Source organism: Maritalea mobilis (assembly GCF_004363175.1).
GTDB lineage: Bacteria > Pseudomonadota > Alphaproteobacteria > Rhizobiales > Devosiaceae > Maritalea > Maritalea mobilis.
Genome location: NZ_SNYR01000003.1, coordinates 158,976 through 182,159, shown reverse-complemented (window position 1 = coordinate 182,159; position 23,184 = coordinate 158,976). Strand labels below are relative to the sequence as shown.

20 protein-coding genes are annotated in these 23,184 nt (G+C 51.8%); 16 read left to right on the top strand and 4 right to left on the bottom strand.

The features are described from left to right. Nucleotides 1–4: 4 nt before the first annotated feature. From sdhA to lpdA, 14 genes are all read left to right on the top strand, one after another. Entirely contained in the window at nucleotides 5–1,810 is a 1,806-nt protein-coding gene (gene sdhA, locus ATL17_RS13510) for a succinate dehydrogenase flavoprotein subunit (protein WP_133573353.1), read from the top strand. A 1-nt stretch (nucleotide 1,811) separates the two neighbouring features. Continuing rightward, nucleotides 1,812–2,282 (top strand): AprI/Inh family metalloprotease inhibitor, encoded by a 471-nt coding sequence (locus ATL17_RS13505; RefSeq protein WP_166639044.1) that lies wholly within the window; start codon nucleotides 1,812–1,814, stop codon nucleotides 2,280–2,282. 1 nt (nucleotide 2,283) lies between these two features. Next, complete coding sequence (locus ATL17_RS13500) at nucleotides 2,284–2,724, top strand: DUF3052 domain-containing protein (RefSeq protein WP_133573351.1); 441 nt, start codon at nucleotides 2,284–2,286, stop codon at nucleotides 2,722–2,724. A gap of 15 nt (nucleotides 2,725–2,739) precedes the next feature. Continuing rightward, on the top strand, nucleotides 2,740–3,516 hold the full coding sequence (locus tag ATL17_RS13495; RefSeq protein WP_133573350.1) for a succinate dehydrogenase iron-sulfur subunit: 777 nt from the start codon (nucleotides 2,740–2,742) through the stop codon (nucleotides 3,514–3,516). 50 nt (nucleotides 3,517–3,566) lie between these two features. Continuing rightward, on the top strand, nucleotides 3,567–3,824 hold the full coding sequence (locus tag ATL17_RS13490; RefSeq protein ID WP_133573349.1) for a hypothetical protein: 258 nt from the start codon (nucleotides 3,567–3,569) through the stop codon (nucleotides 3,822–3,824). Nucleotides 3,825–3,975: 151 nt separating this feature from the next. After that, on the top strand, nucleotides 3,976–4,593 hold the full coding sequence (locus ATL17_RS13485) for an AprI/Inh family metalloprotease inhibitor (RefSeq protein ID WP_133573348.1): 618 nt from the start codon (nucleotides 3,976–3,978) through the stop codon (nucleotides 4,591–4,593). Between the two features lie 26 nt (nucleotides 4,594–4,619). Then, nucleotides 4,620–5,768 (top strand): cell division protein ZapE, encoded by a 1,149-nt coding sequence (gene zapE / locus ATL17_RS13480; protein WP_133573347.1) that lies wholly within the window; start codon nucleotides 4,620–4,622, stop codon nucleotides 5,766–5,768. Nucleotides 5,769–5,896: 128 nt separating this feature from the next. Further along, nucleotides 5,897–6,859 carry a malate dehydrogenase gene (gene mdh, locus ATL17_RS13475; RefSeq protein ID WP_133573346.1) on the top strand — a complete coding sequence of 321 codons (963 nt, stop codon included), beginning with the start codon at nucleotides 5,897–5,899 and terminating at the stop codon, nucleotides 6,857–6,859. 43 nt (nucleotides 6,860–6,902) lie between these two features. Continuing rightward, nucleotides 6,903–8,099: an ADP-forming succinate--CoA ligase subunit beta gene (gene sucC / locus ATL17_RS13470; RefSeq protein WP_133573345.1), complete on the top strand. Its 1,197-nt coding sequence runs from the start codon at nucleotides 6,903–6,905 to the stop codon at nucleotides 8,097–8,099. A gap of 3 nt (nucleotides 8,100–8,102) precedes the next feature. After that, nucleotides 8,103–9,014 (top strand): succinate--CoA ligase subunit alpha, encoded by a 912-nt coding sequence (gene sucD / locus ATL17_RS13465; RefSeq protein WP_133573344.1) that lies wholly within the window; start codon nucleotides 8,103–8,105, stop codon nucleotides 9,012–9,014. Nucleotides 9,015–9,154: 140 nt separating this feature from the next. Then, the gene (locus ATL17_RS13460; RefSeq protein WP_133573343.1) at nucleotides 9,155–12,136 is read left to right on the top strand and encodes a 2-oxoglutarate dehydrogenase E1 component; all 2,982 of its coding nucleotides are present in this window, start codon (nucleotides 9,155–9,157) and stop codon (nucleotides 12,134–12,136) included. Nucleotides 12,137–12,158: 22 nt separating this feature from the next. Next, nucleotides 12,159–13,679 carry a 2-oxoglutarate dehydrogenase complex dihydrolipoyllysine-residue succinyltransferase gene (gene odhB / locus ATL17_RS13455; RefSeq protein ID WP_133573342.1) on the top strand — a complete coding sequence of 507 codons (1,521 nt, stop codon included), beginning with the start codon at nucleotides 12,159–12,161 and terminating at the stop codon, nucleotides 13,677–13,679. An 82-nt stretch (nucleotides 13,680–13,761) separates the two neighbouring features. Next, a complete protein-coding gene (locus ATL17_RS13450; RefSeq protein ID WP_133573341.1) occupies nucleotides 13,762–14,394 on the top strand; it encodes a LysE family translocator in 633 nt (210 codons plus the stop codon). Between the two features lie 57 nt (nucleotides 14,395–14,451). Further along, complete coding sequence (gene lpdA / locus ATL17_RS13445) at nucleotides 14,452–15,858, top strand: dihydrolipoyl dehydrogenase (protein WP_133573340.1); 1,407 nt, start codon at nucleotides 14,452–14,454, stop codon at nucleotides 15,856–15,858. 55 nt (nucleotides 15,859–15,913) lie between these two features. Here lpdA and ATL17_RS13440 read toward each other — a convergent pair whose 3' ends face one another. The 4 genes from ATL17_RS13440 to ATL17_RS13425 all read right to left on the bottom strand — a co-directional run bounded on the left by ATL17_RS13440 (nucleotide 15,914) and on the right by ATL17_RS13425 (nucleotide 19,621). Next, nucleotides 15,914–16,543, bottom strand: coding sequence for a class I SAM-dependent methyltransferase (locus ATL17_RS13440; protein ID WP_133573339.1), 630 nt, complete (start codon nucleotides 16,541–16,543; stop codon nucleotides 15,914–15,916). Between the two features lie 5 nt (nucleotides 16,544–16,548). Continuing rightward, complete coding sequence (locus ATL17_RS13435; RefSeq protein ID WP_133573338.1) at nucleotides 16,549–17,556, bottom strand: TraB/GumN family protein; 1,008 nt, start codon at nucleotides 17,554–17,556, stop codon at nucleotides 16,549–16,551. A 45-nt stretch (nucleotides 17,557–17,601) separates the two neighbouring features. Next, the gene (locus ATL17_RS13430) at nucleotides 17,602–18,567 is read right to left on the bottom strand and encodes a DMT family transporter (RefSeq protein WP_133573337.1); all 966 of its coding nucleotides are present in this window, start codon (nucleotides 18,565–18,567) and stop codon (nucleotides 17,602–17,604) included. Between the two features lie 124 nt (nucleotides 18,568–18,691). Continuing rightward, a complete protein-coding gene (locus ATL17_RS13425) occupies nucleotides 18,692–19,621 on the bottom strand; it encodes a tyrosine recombinase XerC (protein ID WP_133573336.1) in 930 nt (309 codons plus the stop codon). A gap of 268 nt (nucleotides 19,622–19,889) precedes the next feature. On the opposite strand from ATL17_RS13425, the gene ATL17_RS13420 reads away from it, so the two are divergent. Both ATL17_RS13420 and ATL17_RS13415 read left to right on the top strand, forming a co-directional pair. Beyond that, nucleotides 19,890–20,657, top strand: coding sequence for a TenA family protein (locus tag ATL17_RS13420; RefSeq protein WP_208111211.1), 768 nt, complete (start codon nucleotides 19,890–19,892; stop codon nucleotides 20,655–20,657). A gap of 150 nt (nucleotides 20,658–20,807) precedes the next feature. Then, entirely contained in the window at nucleotides 20,808–22,991 is a 2,184-nt protein-coding gene (locus ATL17_RS13415) for a primosomal protein N' (protein ID WP_281275896.1), read from the top strand. Nucleotides 22,992–23,184: the final 193 nt, after the last annotated feature.

Here is a 23,184-nt window from a genome sequence, read left to right as displayed (position 1 = left end):
CAGCATGGCAAACAAAGGCGATTATAAAATTGTCGACCACGAATTTGATGTTGTGGTTGTTGGCGCTGGCGGTGCAGGTTTGCGCGCAACGCTTGGCATGGCCGAGCAAGGCTTGCGCACGGCTTGTATCTCAAAAGTGTTTCCCACCCGTTCGCACACGGTAGCGGCGCAGGGCGGCATTGCGGCATCTTTGGGCAATATGGGCCCGGATAGCTGGCAGTGGCATATGTATGACACTGTAAAGGGTTCTGACTGGTTAGGCGATAATGATGCGATGGAATATCTCGCACGTGAAGCCCCAAAAGCCGTTTATGAGCTTGAGCATTATGGTGTGCCTTTCTCGCGGACTGAAGAAGGCAAGATCTATCAGCGCCCATTTGGCGGCCACATGCAAAATTATGGTGAAGGCCCTCCAGTGCAACGCACATGTGCGGCGGCTGACCGGACCGGTCACGCTATTTTGCACACGCTTTATGGCCAGTCTTTGCGCAATAATGCGCAGTTCTTTATCGAATATTTCGCCACAGACTTGCTGATGAGCGAAGATGGCCAATGCCAAGGCGTGATTGCTTGGAAATTGGATGATGGCACCATTCACCGCTTCCGCGCCAAGCAAACTGTGTTGGCAACTGGCGGTTATGGCCGTGCTTATTTCTCTGCCACGTCTGCCCACACCTGTACGGGTGATGGCGGCGGCATGGTGGCGCGCGCGGGCTTGCCTTTGCAGGATATGGAATTTGTGCAGTTCCACCCAACTGGCATTTATGGCGCGGGCGTGTTGATCACAGAAGGTGCGCGCGGTGAGGGTGGTTATTTGACCAACTCTGAAGGCGAGCGCTTTATGGAGCGTTATGCGCCGAACGCCAAGGATTTGGCGTCACGTGACGTGGTTTCACGCTGCATGACGATGGAAATTCGTGAAGGCCGCGGCGTTGGCCCGAACAAAGACCACATCTTCTTGCATCTCGATCACCTTGATCCAGATGTGTTGGCAGAGCGTTTGCCGGGCATCACCGAAAGCGCGAAAGTGTTTGCTGGTGTTGATTTGACCCGCGAGCCGATCCCTGTGATCCCAACTGTTCACTATAATATGGGTGGCGTGCCGACCAATTATTGGGGTGAAGTGTTGAACCCAACAGCAGATGATCCGGATGCCATTGTACCGGGCCTTATGGCAGTGGGTGAAGCAGGCTGTGCTTCTGTGCACGGGGCGAACCGCTTGGGCTCCAACTCGCTGATTGACTTGGTGGTGTTTGGCCGTGCGGCGGCTATTCGTGCTGGCAAAGTGGTGGACAAAGAAGCTGCTGTGCCAGATGTGAATGAAGCCAGCTTTGAAAAATCAATGGACCGCTTTGATCGCTTGCGCAATGCCAATGGCTCTACGCCAACGGCTGAGCTACGCAATAAGATGCAACGCGCCATGCAGGAAGATGCTGCGGTGTTCCGCACCGAAGAAACCTTGCAGTCTGGCGTGAAGCGGATGACAGAGATTTGGGGCGAAATGGCCGATGTGAAGGTGCATGACCGCTCAATGATCTGGAACACTGATTTGGTGGAAACGCTTGAGCTTGAAAATTTGATGGCCAATGCGATCACCACGGTTGTTTCTGCTGAAGCACGTAAAGAGAGCCGCGGCGCCCACGCACGGGAAGATTATCCTGACCGTGACGATGAGAATTGGCGTCAACACTCCATTTCGCGCTTATCACCAGATGGCAAAGTCGATCTGTCTATGCGTGCGGTGCATGTTGATCCCCTCTCTGAAGATGTGGATTTGGCAAAGATCGCGCCAAAGGCTCGGGTTTACTAATATGCAATTTCGTCTTGGCACATTTTTGATGGCCGGGGTTTTAACGAGCTTGTTGGCAGGGTGCGTCGCAACAGATGCACCAGCCACTCGCCGCGTTGAAGCGTCGGGCACGGAAACGCGCCAAGACGCGAATGGCACATTGGTGGCTGGCCAAGCGCAATCGATCAATGCTGAGCAAGATTTGGTTGGATTTTGGATTTTGGCCGACAATGCGGATCGGGATTGTTTGGTTGAATTGAAGTTTGATCAGTCTGGTGATGCGTCCCAACGGCTTGCGGTGCCGACACCTAAATGTGTGAATGGCATGCGCAATGTGGCGGGTTGGGCGTTGGTCGATGGCAAAATTGCATTGTTCGATAAAGACAATAGCCAGATCGGTCTTTTTGAGGCGGCAACCAGATATCGCTATCAAGGTGATTTCACCATCTCAACGGGTGTGAGTTACCCCGCAACTTTTGTGCGGGGGGCATAACATGTCGGCAAATGCGGGTTATTCAGGCACGCCATTGCCGAAAAAGTTGGGGTTGAAGGACGGGCACAAAGTTTTGTTTTTGAACCTGCCGGAAAGCCAAGGTGATCTTAAAGATGCGCGGGAATTTGCGTTGATCAATGAGTTGGATTGGTCGGCGCTTGGTGAACAAGACACGCGATTTGATGTGGTGCATGGCTTTACCACAGAAAAAGCCGCGCTTGAGAAGAATATGCCGCTGTTGGAGCGGGCGATTGTGCCAGATGGCATGATTTGGATTTCATGGCCCAAACGGGCTGCAAAAGTTGAAACAGATGTCACCGAAGATGTGGTGCGGGCGCTTGCGCTTCAAACCGATCTTGTTGATGTCAAGGTCTGTGCTGTTGATGCAATTTGGTCAGGTTTGAAGCTGGTCATTCGCAAAGAGCAGCGGCACTTGCATTAGGGAGCCGATTAAAAAATGGTTCAATTGACCCTGCCTAAAAACTCGCAACCCAAAAAGGGTAAAACCTGGCCGAAACCTTCGGGCAGCAATGTGCGGGAATTCCACATTTATCGCTATGATCCAGATAGCGGCGAAAATCCGCGTATCGACACTTATTTTGTCGATTTGGACGATTGCGGCCCGATGGTGTTGGACGCGCTTTTGTACATTAAAGACAAGGTGGACCCCACTTTGACTTTGCGTCGGTCCTGCCGTGAGGGGATTTGCGGGTCTTGCGCCATGAATATTGGCGGGCTGAACACGCTGGCCTGTACCAAAGGCATTGATGAGTTTAAAGGCCCAATCAATGTATATCCATTGCCGCACATGCCTGTGGTGAAGGATTTGGTGCCGGATTTGACCAATTTCTACGCCCAGCACCGCTCCATTAAGCCGTGGCTGCAAACCAAAACACCTGAGCCGCGCACCGAATGGTTGCAAGCGCGGGAAGATCGCGAAAAGCTCGACGGTCTTTATGAGTGTATCTTGTGTGCATGTTGCTCCACTTCTTGCCCGAGCTATTGGTGGAATGGCGACCGTTATTTGGGGCCAGCTGTTTTGCTGCAAGCTTATCGCTGGTTGATTGATAGCCGTGATGAGGCGACCGGGGAGCGCTTGGACGATCTGGAAGATCCGTTCCGCCTTTACCGCTGCCACACCATCATGAACTGCGCCAACACATGTCCTAAAGGGTTGAACCCGGCGAAGGCGATTGGCGAGATCAAGAAAATGATGGTTGAACGCGTCGTTTAATCTAAGTGGGAGCCGCCGTTTCAGGCGGCTTTCTTTTGAAAGGGCAATCAATGGGCCTGACCACCATTGCAAAGATTGATGATTTGGGCGAAGCGCGCTTGCTGATCTTGGCGCTCAAGTCACACGGGTTTCACCCGATTGAGGGGAACGAAGTGGGTTTGGCGGGCTTCGCCGGGGCCATTGGCCCTAGCGGCGTGCCCATTATGGTGCCGGAAGGTGAAGCGGAAGACGCAAAATTGCTGCTGGACAGCTTGCGCGAAGACTTCAAAAAAGACAGTTTTTCCGACACATCCGACGACGAGACGTAAACTCGCCACATTCCTGACTAGAACAAAAGATGGCCTGTTGCGCCCAATTGAAGCGCGTTGTGCGCGCTGGGGCTTGACAAAATTATGGTTGATAACGTTTTAACCTTTTTCAAGCAGGCTAAAGAACATTTCGCACAAAGGAGACCCGTGCATGGCGAAAAATCTTGTGAAACTTGTTCAACTGGGGTGCGTTGCAGGTGTCTTCGCGCTTGCCGGATGTACAACCACGCGCTCGCCATTTTCGTCTTCTTCCCGAAATTCTGCGCCCCCGCAACAATTGACCCCGGTGAATACGGGTACGGTCAACCAGTCTGAGTTGCCGCCAGTTGATGGCAGCCAGCCCCAATCGCAAGACCCGCAATTGGCCAGTGCGCAACCAACGGATGGCCAAGCTGAATCTTTGTTTGGTGAAAGCGATGGCTCATTTGTGTCGCTTGACGATGTGAATGAGAATACCAATGTGGCGGGACGTGATTTGACGGGGCCGCTGACCGTGCTCAAGCTTTTGGGCGTGTGGACCGTGCAGGCGGGTGAAGAAAGCTGCCGTTTGAACCTCACTCAATCTGCCAAAGGGTCCACAGGCCGTTATCGCGCGTCGGCTCCGAATTGTGCGGTGCCCGCTGTGGCCGCTGTCAGCTCTTGGCAATTGGCAGGCAATCAGGTGCAATTGTTTAATGAGCAAGGGCAAATGATCGGCAATCTGCTGCAAAATGGTGATCGCTTTGTGGGCACCATGGCGGGTGGCCAAGGCGTTTCCATGGTCGGATAATCCCTCCAGCCAAATAAAGGCCTTTTATGGGGCAGTCATTTTTCGCGCATTATGAAAAGCTGGTCGCTGATCAGGTGCTTAAACCTGATCCGGCGCAGGCTGATATTGTGCGCCATTTCGATCAACTTGCTGCGCAGTTGCGCGAACATCAGCAGCAAAAGCCAAATCTATTTCAACGCTTGTTAGGGCAGAACCACGCGGATGAAGCGCCAAAAGGGCTTTATATCTGGGGCGAAGTTGGCCGCGGCAAAACCATGCTGATGGATTTGTTTTTCAACCATATTGAGGTTGAAAAGAAGCGGCGGGTGCACTTCCACGAATTTATGGCGGAAGTTCATGAGGCCATCACTGATTTTCGCAAGCAGAATGAAGGCAAAGATCGTGGACGGCGTGACCCGATCCCTTATGTGACGGCGCCGATCATTGATAAAGTGAAATTGCTGTGTTTTGACGAATTTCACGTTAATGACATCACCGATGCGATGTTGCTGTCGCGCCTGTTCGGCCAGTTGTTCGAGGCTGGCATTGTGGTGGTGGCCACGTCTAACGTGCCACCAGAGGGGCTTTATAAAAACGGGTTGAACCGTCAACTCTTCTTGCCCTTCATCGACTTGCTGCAACAAAGGACAGATGTGTTGCGGCTGGATGTGGACCATGATTATCGCCGGGAAAAGCTAGAAGAGCAGCCAATTTATTTCTTCGGTCATGATGATGCCGCGCGCAAAGGATTGGACCGTGTTTGGAATAATTTGACGGGCGGCCAGGTTGGGGATGCGGAAATTATTGATTTGCAGGGGCGTCGCTTTGAGGTGCCGCATCAGGCGCTTGGCGTGATGCGAATCGGCTTTAAACAACTATGTGAAGCGCCATTGGGATCGCGGGATTACTTGCGACTTTCCCACCATTACCACACCTTTATTATAGATGAGATTCCTTATCTTGACCGCGCACGCAGCGATGCAGCGAAGCGGTTTATCCTTTTAATTGACACATTGTATGACCGTGGCTGCAAGCTAGCCGCGTCTTTTGCCGCGCCGTTGGAAGAGTTAAGTGGCGACGACAAAACAGCTTTTGAATTTCAAAGAACATTGTCGCGGTTGATGGAAATGCGCTCCCTTGAATATTTGGGCGCCCCGCTTAATGATGTGGAAGAGGCAGAAGAGAACCCGGCCTAGACCAATTGCGCAGAAATTGAACGCAATTTGTGCATCAACTTATACGAAGGGTTCACTTGCACAACTAGTCACTTAGCGCTATTGAGGGATTGGAAACAACTTACTTTACCTATAGGGAAACTTGGGAAATGGCTCGTAAAAAAATCGCTCTGATCGGCGCCGGACAGATCGGTGGCACCTTGGCTCACTTGGCTGCCGCGAAAGAACTTGGTGACGTAACCTTGTTTGATATTGTTGACGGTGTGCCGCAAGGTAAGGCGCTTGATTTGGCGCAATCAGCGCCGGTAGACGGTTATGACAGCCGCCTTAAAGGCACTTCCGAATATAAAGACATCGCTGGCGCGGACGTTGTGATCGTGACCGCTGGTGTGCCGCGCAAGCCTGGCATGAGCCGCGATGATTTGTTGGAAATCAACTTGAAAGTTATGGAGCAGGTTGGCGCAGGTATCGCCAAATATGCGCCAGATGCATTCGTGATCTGTATCACCAACCCGCTTGATGCGATGGTTTGGGCGTTGCAGCGCTTTTCTGGTTTGCCTGCCAACAAAGTTGTGGGCATGGCTGGCGTTTTGGACAGCTCTCGCTTCCGTCACTTCATCGCGGATGAGTTCAACGTATCCGTACAAGACGTGACCGCATTTGTGCTTGGTGGCCATGGCGACACAATGGTGCCCTTGACCCGCTATTCAACTGTTGCCGGCATTCCATTGACCGACCTTGTGAAAATGGGCTGGATCACCAAAGAGCGTTTGGAAGAAATCGTTCAGCGCACCCGTGATGGCGGTGCTGAAATTGTGGGCTTGTTGAAAACAGGTTCAGCTTTCTACGCGCCAGCAACTTCTGCCATTGCAATGGCTGAAAGCTACTTGAAAGACAAAAAACGCGTATTGCCTTGTGCCGCTTACCTGAAAGGCGAGTTTGGCGTGAAGGGCATGTATGTTGGTGTGCCAACTGTGATTGGCGCTGACGGCGTTGAAAAAGTTGTTGAGATTTCATTGAGCAAATCTGAGCAAACCATGTTCGACAAATCTGTCGCATCAGTCGACGGCCTTGTTGAGGCGTGCAAGAAAATTGCACCGAAATTGGCGTAAAGCGCGCCCTTAAACTAAATCGCGAAACCAACGGAGTGATGCGATGAACATTCATGAATATCAGGCTAAGAAGCTCTTGGCCTCCTATGGCGCGCCTGTGGCCAAAGGTATTCCGATCTTTTCAAAAGAAGAAGCGCGCAAAGCAGCTGAAGAATTGGGCGGCCCATTGTGGGTGGTAAAAAGCCAAATTCATGCTGGTGGCCGTGGTAAAGGCAAGTTCAAAGAATTGCCAGAAGACGCCAAAGGCGGCGTGCGTTTGGCGTTCAATCTGGACGAAATGCAAGCCCATGTTGACGAGATGCTCGGCAACACCTTGGTGACCAAGCAAACTGGTCCTGCTGGCAAGCAGGTGAACCAACTTTATTTGGAAGATGGCGCGGATATTGATCGCGAACTGTATCTTTCTTTGTTGGTCGACCGCACAACTGGCCGCGTGGCTTTTGTTGCCTCAACAGAAGGCGGCATGGACATTGAAGCGGTTGCGGAAGAAACACCTGAGAAAATCCACAATCTGCCGATTGATCCGGATACAGGCGTAACTGAAGCAGATGCTTCTGCCATTTGTGATGCATTGAAATTGGATGGGGATGCCCGTGCCGATGGCATGAAATTGTTCCCGATCCTTTATAAAGCCTTCACTGAAAAAGACATGAGCCTTTTGGAAATCAACCCGCTGATCGTTATGGAAGACGGTCATTTGCGCGTGTTGGATGCCAAAGTTTCTTTTGATGGCAATGCGTTGTTCCGTCATCCTGACATTGTTGAATTGCGCGATTTGACCGAAGAAGACGAAAAAGAGATTGAAGCCAGCAAATATGATTTGGCTTACATCGCTTTGGACGGCACCATCGGGTGCATGGTGAACGGCGCTGGCTTGGCCATGTCGACCATGGACATCATCAAGCTTTATGGCGAAGAGCCTGCCAACTTCCTTGACGTTGGTGGCGGTGCGAACGCTGAAAAAGTGACTGCAGCCTTTAAAATCATCACAGCTGACCCAAGTGTAAAAGGCATTTTGGTCAACATTTTTGGTGGCATTATGCGCTGCGACGTGATCGCAGAAGGCGTTTTGACCGCTGTGAAAGAAGTGGGCTTGAACGTGCCATTGGTTGTGCGCCTTGAGGGCACTAAAGTGGCGGAAGGCAAGAAGCTCATCGAAGAGAGCGGCTTGAACGTGATTCCCGCAGATGACCTAGATGATGCAGCGCAGAAAATTGTTGCTGCAGTTAAAGGAGCGTAAGTCATGTCAATTTTGATCAACAAAGATACAAAAGTGTTGGTTCAAGGCCTGACAGGTAAAACAGGTACGTTCCACACCGAGCAAGCGCTTGCTTATCACGGCACCAAAATGGTTGGCGGCATTCACCCGAAAAAGGGTGGCGAAACTTGGACCGGCAATGTTGATGGCGGCACGGCTGATTTGCCAGTGTTTGCAACTGTTGCTGAAGGCAAAAAAGAAACAGGCGCAAATGCATCTGTTGTTTATGTGCCACCTGCAGGCGCAGCCGCAGCGATTATGGAAGCGATTGAAGCTGAGATTGAATTGATCGTTTGTATCACTGAAGGCGTGCCTGTGATGGACATGGTGAAGGTGAAAGCTGCGCTTGAGAAATCAAACTCACGTTTGATCGGTCCAAACTGCCCAGGCGTTTTGACACCTAACGAATGTAAAATCGGCATCATGCCAGGCAACATTTTCTCAAAAGGTTCAGTGGGCATTGTGTCACGTTCAGGCACATTGACTTATGAAGCTGTGTTCCAAACCACCAATGCTGGCCTTGGCCAATCCACTGCTGTGGGTATTGGCGGTGACCCAGTGAAGGGCACTGAATTTATCGACATGCTCGACATGTTCTTGGACGATGATGAAACCGAAAGCATCATCATGATCGGTGAAATTGGTGGTTCTGCGGAAGAAGAAGCCGCTGAATTCATCAAGCAGGAAGCCAAAAAAGGCCGCTCAAAGCCAATGGCTGGCTTTATCGCTGGTCTAACTGCGCCTCCAGGCCGTACCATGGGTCATGCCGGTGCTGTGATTTCTGGTGGTAAAGGTGGCGCGGAAGACAAAATCGCCGCCATGGAAGATGCAGGCATTAAAGTGTCTCGCTCACCAGCGAAAATCGGTGAAACGCTTCTTGAGGTTCTCAAGGGCTAAATTATCTAAGTACCGCGCGGGTTTAGCGTTAATCGAAACCTAACGCCTCCCGCGCGATACTCAAATGGCACGCAGCTCGTGACAGCTGCAAATTTTGTTGGAATAGGGGACGACGAGGCCACTCCTCGCCAGGCAGGTCAATGACACGACAAGAACAGAACTCAGCGTTTCTGCTCACATCTTTTCTCTATGGCGGCAATGCCGACTATATTGAAGAGCTATACGCCAAATATCAGGAGAATCCCGCCAGTGTTGACGAGACATGGCGGTCTTTTTTTGCTGAGCTCAAGGACAATGCAGAAGATGTGAAGAAAAGCGCGTCTGGTCCATCTTGGGAGCGCACAGATTGGCCACGGGCCGAAGGCGGCGAATTGGTTGCTGCCCTTGATGGCGATTGGGGCCGATTTGAAGCCAAGGCTGAAAAAGCCGCGATTGAGAACGCCAAAGCCAAAGGCGTTTCCATCGACCCAAGCCAAGTGCAGCAGGCAACACGCGACTCTATCCATGCCATTATGATGATCCGCGCTTATCGGATGCGCGGCCATTTGCATGCTGATTTGGATCCGCTGAACTTGTCAGGCAAGGCAGATGCACCAGAGCTTGACCCCGCCTCTTATGGCTTCAGCGAAAAAGATTATGATCGCAAGATCTTCATCGATTTCTATTTGGGGCTTGAATATGCCACCATCCCAGAAATGCTTGAAATCTTGCAGCGCACCTATTGCTCGACCTTCGGCATTGAATTTATGCACATCTCTGACCCTGAAGCCAAAGGCTGGCTGCAGGAGCGGATTGAAGGGCCGGACAAGGAAATTGCCTTCACACAAGAAGGTAAAGTTGCGATTTTGAAAAAGCTGATCGAAGCGGAAGGCTTTGAGAAGTTTTTGGACGTGAAATATACCGGCACCAAACGGTTTGGCCTTGATGGCGGTGAAGCGCTGATCCCAGCGCTTGAGCAGATCATTAAGCGCGGCGGTGCTTTGGGCGTGAAAGACATTGTGTTGGGCATGGCCCACCGCGGTCGCTTGAACGTTTTGACCCAAGTGATGGGCAAAACACACCGCGCCTTGTTCCACGAATTTAAAGGCGGCGCGCCACATCCTGATGATGTGGAAGGCTCAGGCGATGTGAAATATCACCTTGGGGCGTCATCTGACCGTGAATTTGATGGCAATAATGTGCACTTGTCGCTGACCGCTAACCCATCTCACTTGGAAATTGTGAACCCAGTTGTTTTGGGTAAAGCACGTGCCAAGCAAGACCAGCACAATGCCGAAGACGGCATTTTCGTGCCGCCAAAGAAAACCGACCGCTCATCCGTGCTGCCCTTGCTGTTGCATGGTGACGCGGCGTTTGCGGGCCAGGGTGTTGTGGCTGAGTGTTTTGGCTTGTCTGGCCTTAAAGGCCACCGCACAGGCGGCTCGATCCACTTTGTGATCAACAACCAAATCGGCTTTACCACGGCCCCAATGTATTCACGCTCTTCACCTTACCCCACAGATGTGGCGAAGATGATTGAAGCGCCGGTGTTCCATGTGAATGGTGATGATCCGGAAGCGGTGACTTTCGCTGCGAAAATTGCGGTGGAATATCGTCAGAAGTTTAAAAAGCCGGTGGTGATCGACATGATCTGTTACCGCCGCTTTGGCCACAATGAGGGCGACGAGCCGTCATTTACGCAGCCCCAAATGTATAAAGCGATCCGTTCGCACAAAACCACGTTGCAAATCTATGCTGACAAGCTGGTGAGCGAAGGGGTGTTGAGCGAAAAGGAAGTGGACCAGTTCATTTCTGATTGGCGCAGCCATTTGGAAGAAGAATTTTCCGCTGGTGACGAGTATAAGCCCAACAAGGCTGACTGGTTGGATGGCGCTTGGAAAAACATCAAGCATGCGGAAGATGGCGCACGGCGCGGCAATTCCGGCGTTGATGTGGATCGCTTGCGTGAAATCGGCAATAAAATCACTGAAATTCCGGAAGGTTTTGAGGCGCATAAGACCATTAAGCGCTTTATGAACAACCGTAAGAAAGTGATCGATGCTGGTGAAGGCATTGATTGGGCACTTGGTGAAGCCTTGGCCTTTGGCTCATTGGTCACCGAAGGGCATCCGGTTCGCCTGTCTGGTCAAGATTGTGAGCGCGGCACCTTCTCGCAGCGGCACACTGTGTTGCATGATCAGGCCGATGGCCGCATGTATACGCCGTTGAACAATATCAAAGACGGCCAAGCCCGTTATGAAGTGATCAACTCAATGCTGTCTGAAGAGGCCGTGTTGGGCTTTGAATATGGCTATTCATTGGCTGAGCCAAATGCGCTGACCATCTGGGAAGCGCAGTTTGGTGACTTTGTGAACGGCGCTCAAGTTGTGATCGACCAGTTCATCTCATCAGGTGAACGCAAATGGTTGCGCATGTCTGGCTTGGTGATGATGTTGCCACATGGTTATGAAGGCCAAGGACCAGAGCACTCTTCTGCCCGTTTGGAGCGTTTCTTGCAGCTTTGTGCGGAAGACAATATGCAAGTGGCGAACTGTACGACACCGGCGAACTATTTCCATATTTTGCGCCGTCAATTGACCCGCGAATTCCGGAAGCCGTTGATTTTGATGACGCCAAAGAGCTTGTTGCGCCATAAGCGCTGCGTGTCTTCTTTGGAAGAAATGGGCCCAAGCTCCACTTTCCACCGCTTGTTGTGGGATGATGCGGAGACACCGGGCGGTCAAACAGAAATTAAATTGCAATCAGATGATAAGATCCGTCGCGTGGTGCTGTGTTCCGGCAAGGTTTATTACGATCTGTTGGAAGATCGTGAAAAGCGCGGCATTGACGATGTGTATTTGATGCGGTTGGAGCAGCTTTATCCGTTCCCAGCAAAAGCATTGCATGATGAGTTGTCACGCTTCAAAAATGCTGAAATTGTATGGTGTCAGGAAGAGCCGAAAAATATGGGCGCCTGGGCCTTCATTCAGCCTTATGTTGAATGGGTGCTTGAGCAAATGGATCGTGCGGGTGAACGGCCACGTTATGTGGGTCGTGCTGCCTCTGCATCCACAGCAACAGGTTTGATGCGCAACCATTTGGCGCAATTGCAGGCCTTCTTGGATGAAGCTTTTGCCGAATAGTGCGAATTGATTGGAAAGTAATATGTCCCAAGAAATTAAAGTGCCCACTTTGGGCGAAAGCGTAACAGAGGCCACCATTGGCCAATGGTTCAAAAAAGTTGGCGATCAGGTGAATGCTGATGAGCCGATTGTTGAACTGGAAACGGACAAAGTGACCATTGAAGTGCCTGCGCCAAGCTCAGGCATTTTGGAAGCGATTAGTGCCGAAGTGGGTGAAACTGTTGAGGTTGGTGCATTGATTGGCGCCATTGGCGCCGGCGACGGTGCTGCCCCTCAAGCGCAAGACAATGATGATAATGCCGAGACAAGCGAGGCTTCGATGGCTGACGAAAACAAATCTGGCGGTGACGCTGAAATTATTGAACTTTTGGTACCAAGCTCAGGCGAATCTGTTGTGGAAGCAGATGTGGGCGAATGGTTCAAACAAGTTGGCGACAGCGTAGAAGCTGATGAAGCTGTGGTGGAGTTGGAAACAGACAAAGCCGCCATGGATGTGCCTGCGCCACAAGCTGGTAAGATTGTTGAGATTGTTGCGCAAAGCGGTGAAACCGTTGAAGTTGGCGCTGTGTTGGCGCGCATCGCCGTTGGCGAAGGCGCTGCAGCGGCAGCCCCAGCGCCTGCAGCGGCACCAGCCGCCCCAAGCACCAGCGATTCTGGCGAAATGCCACCTGCACCATCTGCACAAAAGATGATGACAGAAAAAGGCGTTGATGCTGGTGATGTGCAAGGTTCTGGCAAGCGTGGCCAAATCTTGAAAGAAGATGTGATGTCTGCTGTGTCCAATATGGGCGCAAAGCAAGAAGCAGCACCAAAAGCAGCGGCTTCCGCCCCACGTGCAGCCGGTGATGGCGAAGAGCGTGTGAAAATGACTCGCTTGCGCCAAACCATTGCGCGTCGTTTGAAGGATGCACAAAACAGCGCCGCCATGTTGACCACCTTTAATGAGGTGGACATGAAGCCAGTGATGGATTTGCGCAAATCTTACAAAGATCTGTTTGAGAAAAAACACGGCGTGAAGCTTGGCTTTATGGGCTTTTTCACCAAAGCAGTTTGTCATGCGTTGAAAGAAATTCCTGCGGTGAATGCGGAGATTGATGGCACAGACATCATCTATAAAAACTTCGCGCATATTGGCGTTGCTGTGGGCACAGATAAAGGCTTGGTTGTGCCTGTTGTGCGCGACGCAGACCAAATGTCGATCGCTGAAATCGAGCAGGAAATTGGCCGTTTGGGTCGCGCTGCGCGGGATGGCGAATTGTCTATGGCTGACATGCAGGGCGGCACGTTCACCATTTCAAATGGTGGTGTTTACGGCTCCTTGATGTCCACACCAATTCTCAACGCGCCACAATCTGGCATTTTGGGCATGCACAAAATTCAAGAGCGCCCTGTGGTTGAGAATGGCCAAATCGTGATCAAGCCAATGATGTATCTGGCGCTTTCATATGACCACCGGATTGTTGACGGCAAAGAAGCTGTGACTTTCTTGGTGCGCATTAAAGAAAGCTTGGAAGATCCGCAGCGCTTGGTGCTTGATCTTTAATTAATTGAAGAGGCGCGATCTGCTGATGGCGCCTCTTTTTTAAATAAGCGTTGGCAAAACGCAGTTTTAGGGACGCGTCGCAATGCAGGCCTATTGGGTAGAATTTTTGGGGCTTATGGCCGTTTTTGGCTTGGCTGCTATTATGCCAGGCATTGATTTCACCATGGTGCTGCGTCAATCCATCGCCAATGGCCGCAAGGCAGGCATTTTCACCAGCTTAGGCATTGCCATGGCTGTGTTTGTGCACGCCACTTACACCATTTTGGGCGTCGGGTTGATCATCTCCCAATCGATCTTGGCCTTTAACATTATCCGGTTTTTGGGCGCGGCCTATTTGCTTTATTTGGGCATCCAATCGTTACGTGCGCCGGCACCAGAACCAGCCAAAATGGATGTATCTCATATTGATGCGAGCCAGAGCATCTTTAAAAGTTTCGGCATTGGCTTTTTGACCAATTTGCTGAACCCGAAGGCCACGATCTTTTTCGTATCGGTGTTCACCACATTGGTGAGCCTATCTACCCCGATCCACATTCAATTTAGCTATGTGGGGGCAATGGCCTTTGTGTTGTTCAGCTGGTTTTCGCTGGTTGCGATTTTTTTCACCACCCCGAAGGTGCGGGCCGGATTTTATGCCATGGGCAAATGGTTTAACCGCGCCACGGGCATGGTTTTGATTGGCATGGCCGCGAAGGTGGCCCTGACCCAACGGTAGGAATGAAGAAGGCGAGCAAGATCGCCTCCAACAGGGTTTAAAATAAGAGAGGCATTTATGTCAGAACAATTTGATCTCACCATTATCGGCACCGGCCCTGGCGGCTATGTTTGTGCCATTCGCGCAGCGCAATTGGGGCTGAAGGTTGCGGTTGTTGAAAAACGCGAAACCCATGGCGGCACCTGCTTGAACATCGGGTGTATCCCTTCAAAAGCTTTGTTGCACGCCTCTGAGCTTTATGAAGAAGCTGGCCACAACTTTTCGAAATTGGGCATTGCGGTTGAAGGCTTGAATGTTGATTTGGCTGGGATGCTGAAGCACAAAGACGACACTGTGAAAAGCAACACGTCTGGCATCGAGTTTTTGTTTAAAAAGAACAAAATCACACCTTTCCATGGTTGGGGCAGCATTGAAGCACCGGGCAAGGTGAAAGTGACTGCAGATGATGGGTCTACCCAAACAATCGAAAGCAAAAACATTGTTATTGCGACCGGTTCAGATTCAGCGAACTTACCGGGCATTGAGATTGATGAAAAGCGCGTCGTGACCTCAACGGGTGCGCTTGATCTTGAAACTGTGCCAGAAAAAATGATCGTTGTGGGCGCGGGCGTGATTGGCCTTGAGCTTGGCTCTGTTTGGTCACGTTTGGGCGCAGAAGTGACTGTGGTTGAATTTTTGGACCGCATTTTGCCAGGTATGGACGGGGAAGTGGCGAAAAACTTCCAACGCACATTGAAAAAGCAGGGCTTCAAATTCAAGCTTTCCACCAAAGTGACCAATGTGGACAAATCAGGCGACAGCTTGAAAGTGACTGTTGAGCCTGCTGCTGGCGGCGATGCTGAAGAGTTGGACGCTGATGTGGTGTTGGTGGCAATTGGCCGTACGCCTTACACTGAAGGCCTTGGCCTTGAAGAAGCTGGTGTTGAGCTGGATGAACGCCGCCGCGTGAAAATCGACAATCATTACAAAACCAATGTAGACGGCATTTATGCCATTGGTGACGTGGTTGTTGGCCCAATGTTGGCACACAAAGCCGAAGATGAAGGCGTAGCCATTGCTGAAATTTTGGCAGGTCAAGCTGGTCATGTGAATTATGACGTAATCCCTGGCGTTGTGTACACCAGCCCAGAAGTGGCTTCTGTCGGCAAAACCGAAGAAGAAGTCAAAGATGCGGGCATCGACTATAAAATCGGGAAATTCCAATTCACCGCCAATGGCCGGGCGAAAGCCATGTTGTCAACTGATGGCTTAGTGAAAATCATTGCTGACAAAAACACAGACCGTGTTCTGGGTGCTCATATTGTGGGCAAAGGCGCTGGCGAGATGATCCACGAGCTCGCTGTGTTGATGGAATTTGGTGGTTCAGCCGAAGATTTGGCACGGACTTGCCATGCTCACCCGACCATGTCTGAGGCTGTGCGCGAAGCCGCCCTCGGCTGTGGTGATGGCACCATTCATATGTAAGCTGCGCCGCAGTGTTGAATTTGGAAATGCCGGGTTTTTGACCCGGCATTTTTATTTAGTTTTTCTGCGCCAGCAATATCGTCATTTGATAGCAATCGGGATCTTCGGGCACAAAATTTGCGATGGACATGCCGCAGGCGGCAAGGCGCTCTTCATATTCTTTCGGTGAAAGGCTGGCGTGATATATGGCATCGTCACCGACCTGACCAACCACTTCGTCGTCGACAGGGCCAACGGTGAGGAGTAAGGCGCCATTTGGCCTTAGGCGGCTAGCTAATTTGGGGAGAAGCTCGCGCTGCTCACTTTTGGTGAGATGGAAAAAACTGTTCCATCCCACAATACCGTCAAACATTTGCTCAGTTTCAAAGGTCCGCATATCTGCGAGGTGCAAACTGGCGTCATGCAGATTTTTGCGGGCCATGTCTATCATCGTCGGGCTGGCATCAATGCCAACAATATTTGCGCCTTTTCGCGTCAGATAGGTTGCGATGGGCAGCCCAGCGCCGCAGCCTAGATCTAAAATATCGGGTGTGGCGGGTAGCAACACCAAGAAGCGATCCAGCCATTTTGCTTCAATAGGTTCTTGAGGGCGTTGCGCGACAAATTTGGCAGCGTTGCGCTCATAAATTTCCGTCGTGGCGGCTGCCAAACTGTCTAGTGCTTGTCGGTCCCAGCTTTTTGACAATTTGCCTAACGCTCCAATGGAATGCGACGGACGCCGAAGCCGTAATTGCGGAGGCCTTCAATCAGGCCCGTGTCGCCGATGAGGTGCAGGGCACCGACCGCGACGAAGGTGGATTGTTCGTCCATCAGCTGACCGGCATTTTCGACCATCAATTCATTTCGGGCATCCAGCAAGGCTTCTTGGAACTCCGCCCAATCATCATCTTGGCCTTCATACTGGCTGGTATAGTGCAATTGCACCGGGATGATCATGCCGATCTGTTCTTTGAGATAAAGCTCATTCATGGTTTGCAGCACGGCATCATAAATGCCTTCTTCATAAAGGCGGGCGACATCTTCGATAGAGCGGATAAACATTTGCTCATTGATGGATGAGATGGCTTCAAGCTGGCTCTCAATGGTTTCCAAGCTGACGACGGGAATGTCTTTCGATTTGGCCAATTCGATTAAACGTGCATCCAAAACCTGTGCGGTGGGGCCGCCCCATTCCATATCGCACTTGGTGAAAGAAAGGCTGGACGCCCCAATCCAAGGTTGGAGCGGCGCGAGCATATCAAAGTCCATGCCCAACTCGTTCAAATAAGCATCAACAGCGGCAACTGTTTCTGACGACAGATCGTCAGCCAGGCTTTCGCCTTGAGGTTGCAGGATCAGTTGCGGGCTTTTGCCAATTACGGCGCCAACGGCGCTTGGGTCGTCGGCATTTTCAATTTCGACCGCCACCACGTCAGCACTTTCCAACGCGGCTTGCACATTGGCGGGCAGGTTCAAAACGCGAGGGTCGGCTTTGTGCAGCGTGCCAAATACATATGATTTGAAAGGCATATCTTCGTGATAGACTTCCCAGAACAGACCTTCTGAGTTGGCATATTGATCGGCCTCTGCTTTCAAAGCGTCATATGTGGCTGGGTCGTTTTGTTGCAACTCCGCCACCAGATTTCTCGTGTCGCAAGCGGCATAGCTGACGCTGGCGGAAATGCTGAACAACAGGCTGGTAAGAATAATCTTTTTCATAATTTCAACTTTGTTTGAGCAATGAACGGGCAGAATGGATTTACATTATGGCTGTTTTTTGAGTTGCGCTGCGCCAGCGGGCAGTTTTTGTGCGCGATGGTCCATATGGGTGAACAGCAGCACGCCGCACAAAACAAGCGCCGCGCCAAAGCCGTGATAAAGCGAAAAGGGTTCGCCCAAAATGGTGATGGCGAGCACGATGGTGACAATGGTGGACACATTGCCGAGCACCGCAGTTGGTTCCGGCCCCACCATACCAATGGAAATGGCGATCAAATAGGCAGGTGCGACGGTTGAAATGGTGCCGATGGCCAGCATCAGCCACATGGCCTTTTGCGACAGGATGAGATCAGCAAATTCGTGGGTGGCAAGGAAATGAATGATCACCATGCCGCCAGCGGCGCTCATGGCGATGGAGGTGAAGAGGCGTGCGCCCACTTGGTCAATCAATGGCTTGGCCAGCAGCTGATAAATAGCAAAGGCCAACGCGGCGCCCAGCACCAGCAATGCGCCGATCACCGTGTTTTGCCCTTCAAGCTGGATATCATGCGCAAAGATGATCGCCAGGCCGCCATAGGAAACGCCCAAGGCGATCATGGCGGCGGCGCTGATTTTGCGGCGCTGCCAAAGGGCACCAATGACCACCACAAAGATGGGGTAGGTGAGCAGAATCAGCCGATCAAATTGGGCGGAAATATAATTGAGGCCCGCAAAATCCAGATAGGAGGCGACATAATAGCCGATGAGACCGACCGTGCAAATTTTTGCGGTGGTGCGCCAGTTCAGAACCGACTTGCCGCCATTGGCGGCTTTTTGCTTGCGATAGCCGAAATAGCCAATCACTGCGAAAAAGGGCACCGCAATGATCATCCGCCAGGTGAGGGTGGTCACCGCATCCACATTTTCCAAAAGGGCGAGCTTAATCACAATGCCTTTGGTGGAAAAGAAGCTGGCGCCTAAAGCACCAATAAAATAGCCCAACAAGCGATTGGGCGCGGCAGATGTGGACATGGGGGACAAACCTTGGCTGGATGTGCTGTTACGATCACAACAGATTTAACCCGTGAAGTAAATGCCTCTCGCGGCGCTGAGGCAAGTCGGGTTTATGGTGCACCGTCCAGTTAATTGCAGTTCGTTAGGAGCGGGGATGGGCTTTTAAATAGGCTTCCATCAGATAGGCGCTATCGACCTTAGTGTAGATTTGTGTTGTCGACAGGGATGCGTGGCCCAGCAATTCTTGAATGGCGCGAAGATCGCCGCCAGCGCCCAGCAGATGGGTGGCGAAGGAATGGCGCAACGCGTGGGGCGTTGCACTGGCTGGTAGGCCAAAGGCGGCGCGCAGCTTTTGCATTTTCAGTTGCACCAATCGGGCGCGCAAAGGGCCGCCGCGAGCGCCGCGAAACAGTGCGTCTTTCGGGCCAGGGCTGTATGGGCATTTGCTGCAATAATCTTCAATGGCGTCATGGATGGCTTTGATCATCGGTACCATGCGAACCTTGCCGCCCTTGCCGGTGATGCGCAAACCGTCTTTGCCTTCAATATCAGACGGGGTGAGCGACAAGGCTTCGGCAATCCGCAACCCGCCGCCATAGCAAAGGGCCATTACCGCAATGTCTCGCGCGGCGATCCACGGTTCTTCATCTAAAATGTCGCCATCTTCAATCAGGCGTTTTGCATCAATCGCGGTCAGGGCTTTGGGCAGGGACTGATCTTTTTTTGGCGCGCGAATGGCGTTTAAGCTATCTGGTGTCGCCCAGCCTTCTTTTGCCAAAAACTTGTAGAAGCTTTTCAGCGCAGAAAGGCTGCGAGCAATGGAGCGGTTTTTGGCGCCATTGCTGCGCTTGTGGGCCAAAAAAGCGCGCCAATCCGTTGGCGTCATGTCGCGCAAATGTTTGGTTTGTACAGGTTCGCCAAAATGGCCGACGAGGAATTGAAACAATTGCTCCAAATCGTGGTCGTAAGCAATCAAGGTTTGCTCTGACAAACGGCGCAAGGAACCAAGCTCATCGAGCCACATGGTACGCCACTTGCCAACTTCTTTTGAATGTGTGGTTTCAAACGCCATCAATTTGCCTAATCCGGTTTCTGGCCAAATTATAGCACCGATCGCTTACCAAAGCGCAAATAGGCTGCGCAGTTGCCAAACTGTTTCTTAACCGCATCGGCAATGAATTGTTGGTTGGCACGGAATGCTCTGGTTCAATCTCATATGGCCGTATTTGGCCAGCGTGATGGGTTTTATTACGACCTATATACCGCCAAACTTGCGCGCCAAGATAGCCGCATTACGGCTGAAATATTGATTTTTTAAATTTAGATTGAGGATATTTGTTTTGAGAAATAACAGATCGATTGGTGACATCGCTGAACTGGCGAAAGACTTTTCATTATCAACAGCGCCACCGCCCGCAAATTCATTGTTTTGGGAGATGTGGAATCAAAATATTGTGCAGCAAAATGCGCAGGCCACTTTGAACCTTTCTTATTTGCAGGGCATCAATAGTGGATTGTTAGATCCGAATGTTTATGGCGGCTATAATGTGGCGGATGCTTATTATTGCTATAATGGCGCGGATGATTATCAATATGCGGCGGGTCAAGCGCCAGCGGGTTCTGCACTCCAGGCCTTTTTGCTGAAAAAGTTTGCGGGCTATCAAAAATATAATGCTACGTTCCCCGACACATGGCATGTGGCAAGTGCGGCTGATATCTCCCCGCCAGAAATCACTAAGGCTTACTCCCAATTTGAGCATAATGTGGTGACAAAATATGATCCCATTTATGCCATCATTGTTATGCTGCCTTGCGAATATCTTTGGGCGTGGCTGGCATCGCAGATGAATACGCCAACGTCGCAGAATGTTTATGGCGGCTGGATCACAGGTAATAATGACCCTAGCGGTGCCTATGCGATGGGGAATTTTTTGGTGGAATATATGGCGGCCAATCCGGGCCAGATTGATCAGAAACTGGCCAACAATATCTACGCTTGGGCGAACTTTTTTGAATATGCCAATTTCAGTGCTGCCACCAACACGGCATTTGCTGATCCGGCAAGTCTCGGGCTCACGCCATTGCCTGAATTTGAGCCAGCAAATTAAGTGGTAATGTGAGGGCGCATTGTTTGCGCCAGATATTGATCTGTAAGGCCGTGCGGTTAAATCCGTTCGGCCTTTCGCAATTCTCTAAATATGGCTGACATTTGCGGCGAAAGTTTCTAGCCTTGGCGAAACGAATCTTTTGGAGCGCTTGTGAGCCAATTAATTGCATCTGATATTGTGGCGGTGATGGTGAGTGTGGCCGTGGACGGCCCTTATTCCTATCGTGTGCCGCACGACATGCAGGTGGAGCGCGGTTCAATTGTGCAGGTGCCGCTTGGCCCGCGCAAAGTGATGGGCGTTGTGTGGGGCGAGCCGAAAGATAAGGTGGCCCACAATCGATTGCGCGATATTGAGCAGGTGTTTGATACGCCGCCGCTTACAGTTGAGCTGATGCAATTGGTGGATTGGGTGGCGAAATATACGCTTGCCCAACCCGGCATGGTGTTGCGCGGTGTGTTGCGTTCGCCCGAAGCCTTTGAGCCAGACAAGCCAGTGACGGTTTATCAATTGACTGATATGCGCCCAGAGAGAATGACGGCAGCACGGCAGCGCGTGATTGAGACCATGGAAGATGGATTTTCATGGGGGAAGACGGCGCTGGTAGGGGCAAGTGGTGTTTCGCCTTCTGTGATCGAAGGCTTGGTGAAGCAGGGGGTGCTGGAACAGCATTTTGTGCCGCCACCCCCTATCGTGACCGCGCCGGATGCGGATCATAATCCGTTGGAGTTGAATGAAGAGCAGCGGGCGGCAGTGGATGCCATTACGGAGAATGGTTTTCATCAATTTGGCGTATCGCTTTTGGACGGGGTGACCGGCTCCGGTAAAACCGAAGTTTTCTTTGAGGCGGTGGCAGCCTGTTTGAAGGCGGGGCGGCAGGCCGTGATCCTGTTGCCGGAAATTGCACTGACCCATACATTCCTCGAGCGGTTTGAAAAACGCTTTGGAGCAAGGCCGGGTGAATGGCATTCCGATATGACCCCGGTGCAACGGGCACGCATGTGGCGGGCCGTAGCGCGGGGCAAAGTGCAAGCACTAGTGGGCGCACGCTCGGCATTGTTTTTGCCGTTTCCTGACCTTGGCCTGATCGTGATCGATGAAGAACATGATGGGGCGTTCAAACAGTCGGACCGCGTGAATTATCACGCGCGGGATATGGCGGTGGTGCGGGCGAACCTCACCAAGGGTCATGTGATTCTATCTTCCGCCACGCCATCGGTGGAAAGCCGAAACAATGCGGACCAAGGGCGCTATCAACATGTGAAAATGTTGGGGCGGTTTGCTGAAGCTGCAATGCCCGACATTACCGCCATCGATATGCGGGAAGAGGGGCCGGAAAAGGGCGAATGGATTGCGCCGAAATTGGCGCGTGAAATCTTTTCGGTGCTGGATCGGGGTGAGCAGGCTTTGCTGTTCCTCAATAGGCGAGGTTATGCGCCGCTTACATTGTGTCGTTCCTGCGGGCATCAATATCAATGTCCCGATTGTTCCGCTTGGCTGGTGGAGCATCGCTTCCGCGGCGTGTTGACCTGCCACCATTGTGGGCATGAAATTGGGGTGCCGAAAGAGTGCCATAAATGTGGGGCGGACGATTCGCTGGTGCCCATCGGGCCGGGCATTGAACGAATTGCTGAGGAGGCGGCGAAACGTTTTCCCGATGCGCGGCGCGTGATCCTGTCCTCTGATATGGGCACGATGGCGCAGACCAAGGCGCGATTCGAGGAAATTGGTCGCGGTGATTATGATCTGATCATCGGCACGCAATTGGTGGCCAAGGGGCACCATTTTCCAAAACTGAATTTGGTGGGTGTGTTGGATGCAGATCTAGGCTTGGCCCATGGTGACCCGCGGGCAGCGGAAAAGACCTTTCAGCTTTTAACCCAAGTTACCGGCCGCGCGGGGCGGACGGGTAAATCGGGCCGCGCCTTTTTGCAAACCTATGTGCCGGAACATGCGGTGATGCAAGCGCTGGTGCGCGGAGACCGCGAAGCATTTTATGCGCATGAGATTAAAGCGCGGGGCATTGTGGGGCTGCCGCCCTTTGGCCGATTGGCCGCATTGATCATTTCGGCCAATGAACATGATGTGGCCTTTGGCTTTGCCCGCCATTTGGCGACTGTTGCCCCCAAAGCGCCGGACGATGCGAAGCTGAAATTGTTTGGCCCGGCTGATGCGCCGGTGGCGATGGTGCGCGGCCGTCATCGGGTGCGGCTTTTGATACAGAGTGAAAAACAATTTGACCTGTCGGGCTATGTGCGTTTCTGGTTGGCAGAAGGGCCAAAACCGACGGGAAATTTGCGGGTGCAAGTGGATATTGACCCGATGAGCTTTTACTAGGCTTATCCGTCAGATTGTCGGTCAAAATGGGGATAAAGTGCGACAATTTGTCAATCTTTTACGATTCAAGCTGTGAATCTTACGAATCCGCCCAAAGTTGGGCATGAAAAAGGCCTCCACATATTGCGCACCCGAAAGCCATGTGATAGACGGTGCCGGAACTTTGAGGGGGATCGCTAGGTCCAACTATAAA

What these genes read in the sequence shown, in the direction of transcription:
- sdhA (WP_133573353.1), top strand. Translation starts at nt 5, where the DNA reads ATGGCAAACAAAGGCGATTATAAAATTGTCGACCACGAATTTGATGTT.
- ATL17_RS13505 (WP_166639044.1), top strand. Translation starts at nt 1,812, where the DNA reads ATGCAATTTCGTCTTGGCACATTTTTGATGGCCGGGGTTTTAACGAGC.
- ATL17_RS13500 (WP_133573351.1), top strand. Translation starts at nt 2,284, where the DNA reads ATGTCGGCAAATGCGGGTTATTCAGGCACGCCATTGCCGAAAAAGTTG.
- ATL17_RS13495 (WP_133573350.1), top strand. Translation starts at nt 2,740, where the DNA reads ATGGTTCAATTGACCCTGCCTAAAAACTCGCAACCCAAAAAGGGTAAA.
- ATL17_RS13490 (WP_133573349.1), top strand. Translation starts at nt 3,567, where the DNA reads ATGGGCCTGACCACCATTGCAAAGATTGATGATTTGGGCGAAGCGCGC.
- ATL17_RS13485 (WP_133573348.1), top strand. Translation starts at nt 3,976, where the DNA reads ATGGCGAAAAATCTTGTGAAACTTGTTCAACTGGGGTGCGTTGCAGGT.
- zapE (WP_133573347.1), top strand. Translation starts at nt 4,620, where the DNA reads ATGGGGCAGTCATTTTTCGCGCATTATGAAAAGCTGGTCGCTGATCAG.
- mdh (WP_133573346.1), top strand. Translation starts at nt 5,897, where the DNA reads ATGGCTCGTAAAAAAATCGCTCTGATCGGCGCCGGACAGATCGGTGGC.
- sucC (WP_133573345.1), top strand. Translation starts at nt 6,903, where the DNA reads ATGAACATTCATGAATATCAGGCTAAGAAGCTCTTGGCCTCCTATGGC.
- sucD (WP_133573344.1), top strand. Translation starts at nt 8,103, where the DNA reads ATGTCAATTTTGATCAACAAAGATACAAAAGTGTTGGTTCAAGGCCTG.
- ATL17_RS13460 (WP_133573343.1), top strand. Translation starts at nt 9,155, where the DNA reads ATGACACGACAAGAACAGAACTCAGCGTTTCTGCTCACATCTTTTCTC.
- odhB (WP_133573342.1), top strand. Translation starts at nt 12,159, where the DNA reads ATGTCCCAAGAAATTAAAGTGCCCACTTTGGGCGAAAGCGTAACAGAG.
- ATL17_RS13450 (WP_133573341.1), top strand. Translation starts at nt 13,762, where the DNA reads ATGCAGGCCTATTGGGTAGAATTTTTGGGGCTTATGGCCGTTTTTGGC.
- lpdA (WP_133573340.1), top strand. Translation starts at nt 14,452, where the DNA reads ATGTCAGAACAATTTGATCTCACCATTATCGGCACCGGCCCTGGCGGC.
- ATL17_RS13435 (WP_133573338.1), bottom strand. Translation starts at nt 17,556, where the DNA reads ATGAAAAAGATTATTCTTACCAGCCTGTTGTTCAGCATTTCCGCCAGC.
- ATL17_RS13430 (WP_133573337.1), bottom strand. Translation starts at nt 18,567, where the DNA reads ATGTCCACATCTGCCGCGCCCAATCGCTTGTTGGGCTATTTTATTGGT.
- ATL17_RS13425 (WP_133573336.1), bottom strand. Translation starts at nt 19,621, where the DNA reads ATGGCGTTTGAAACCACACATTCAAAAGAAGTTGGCAAGTGGCGTACC.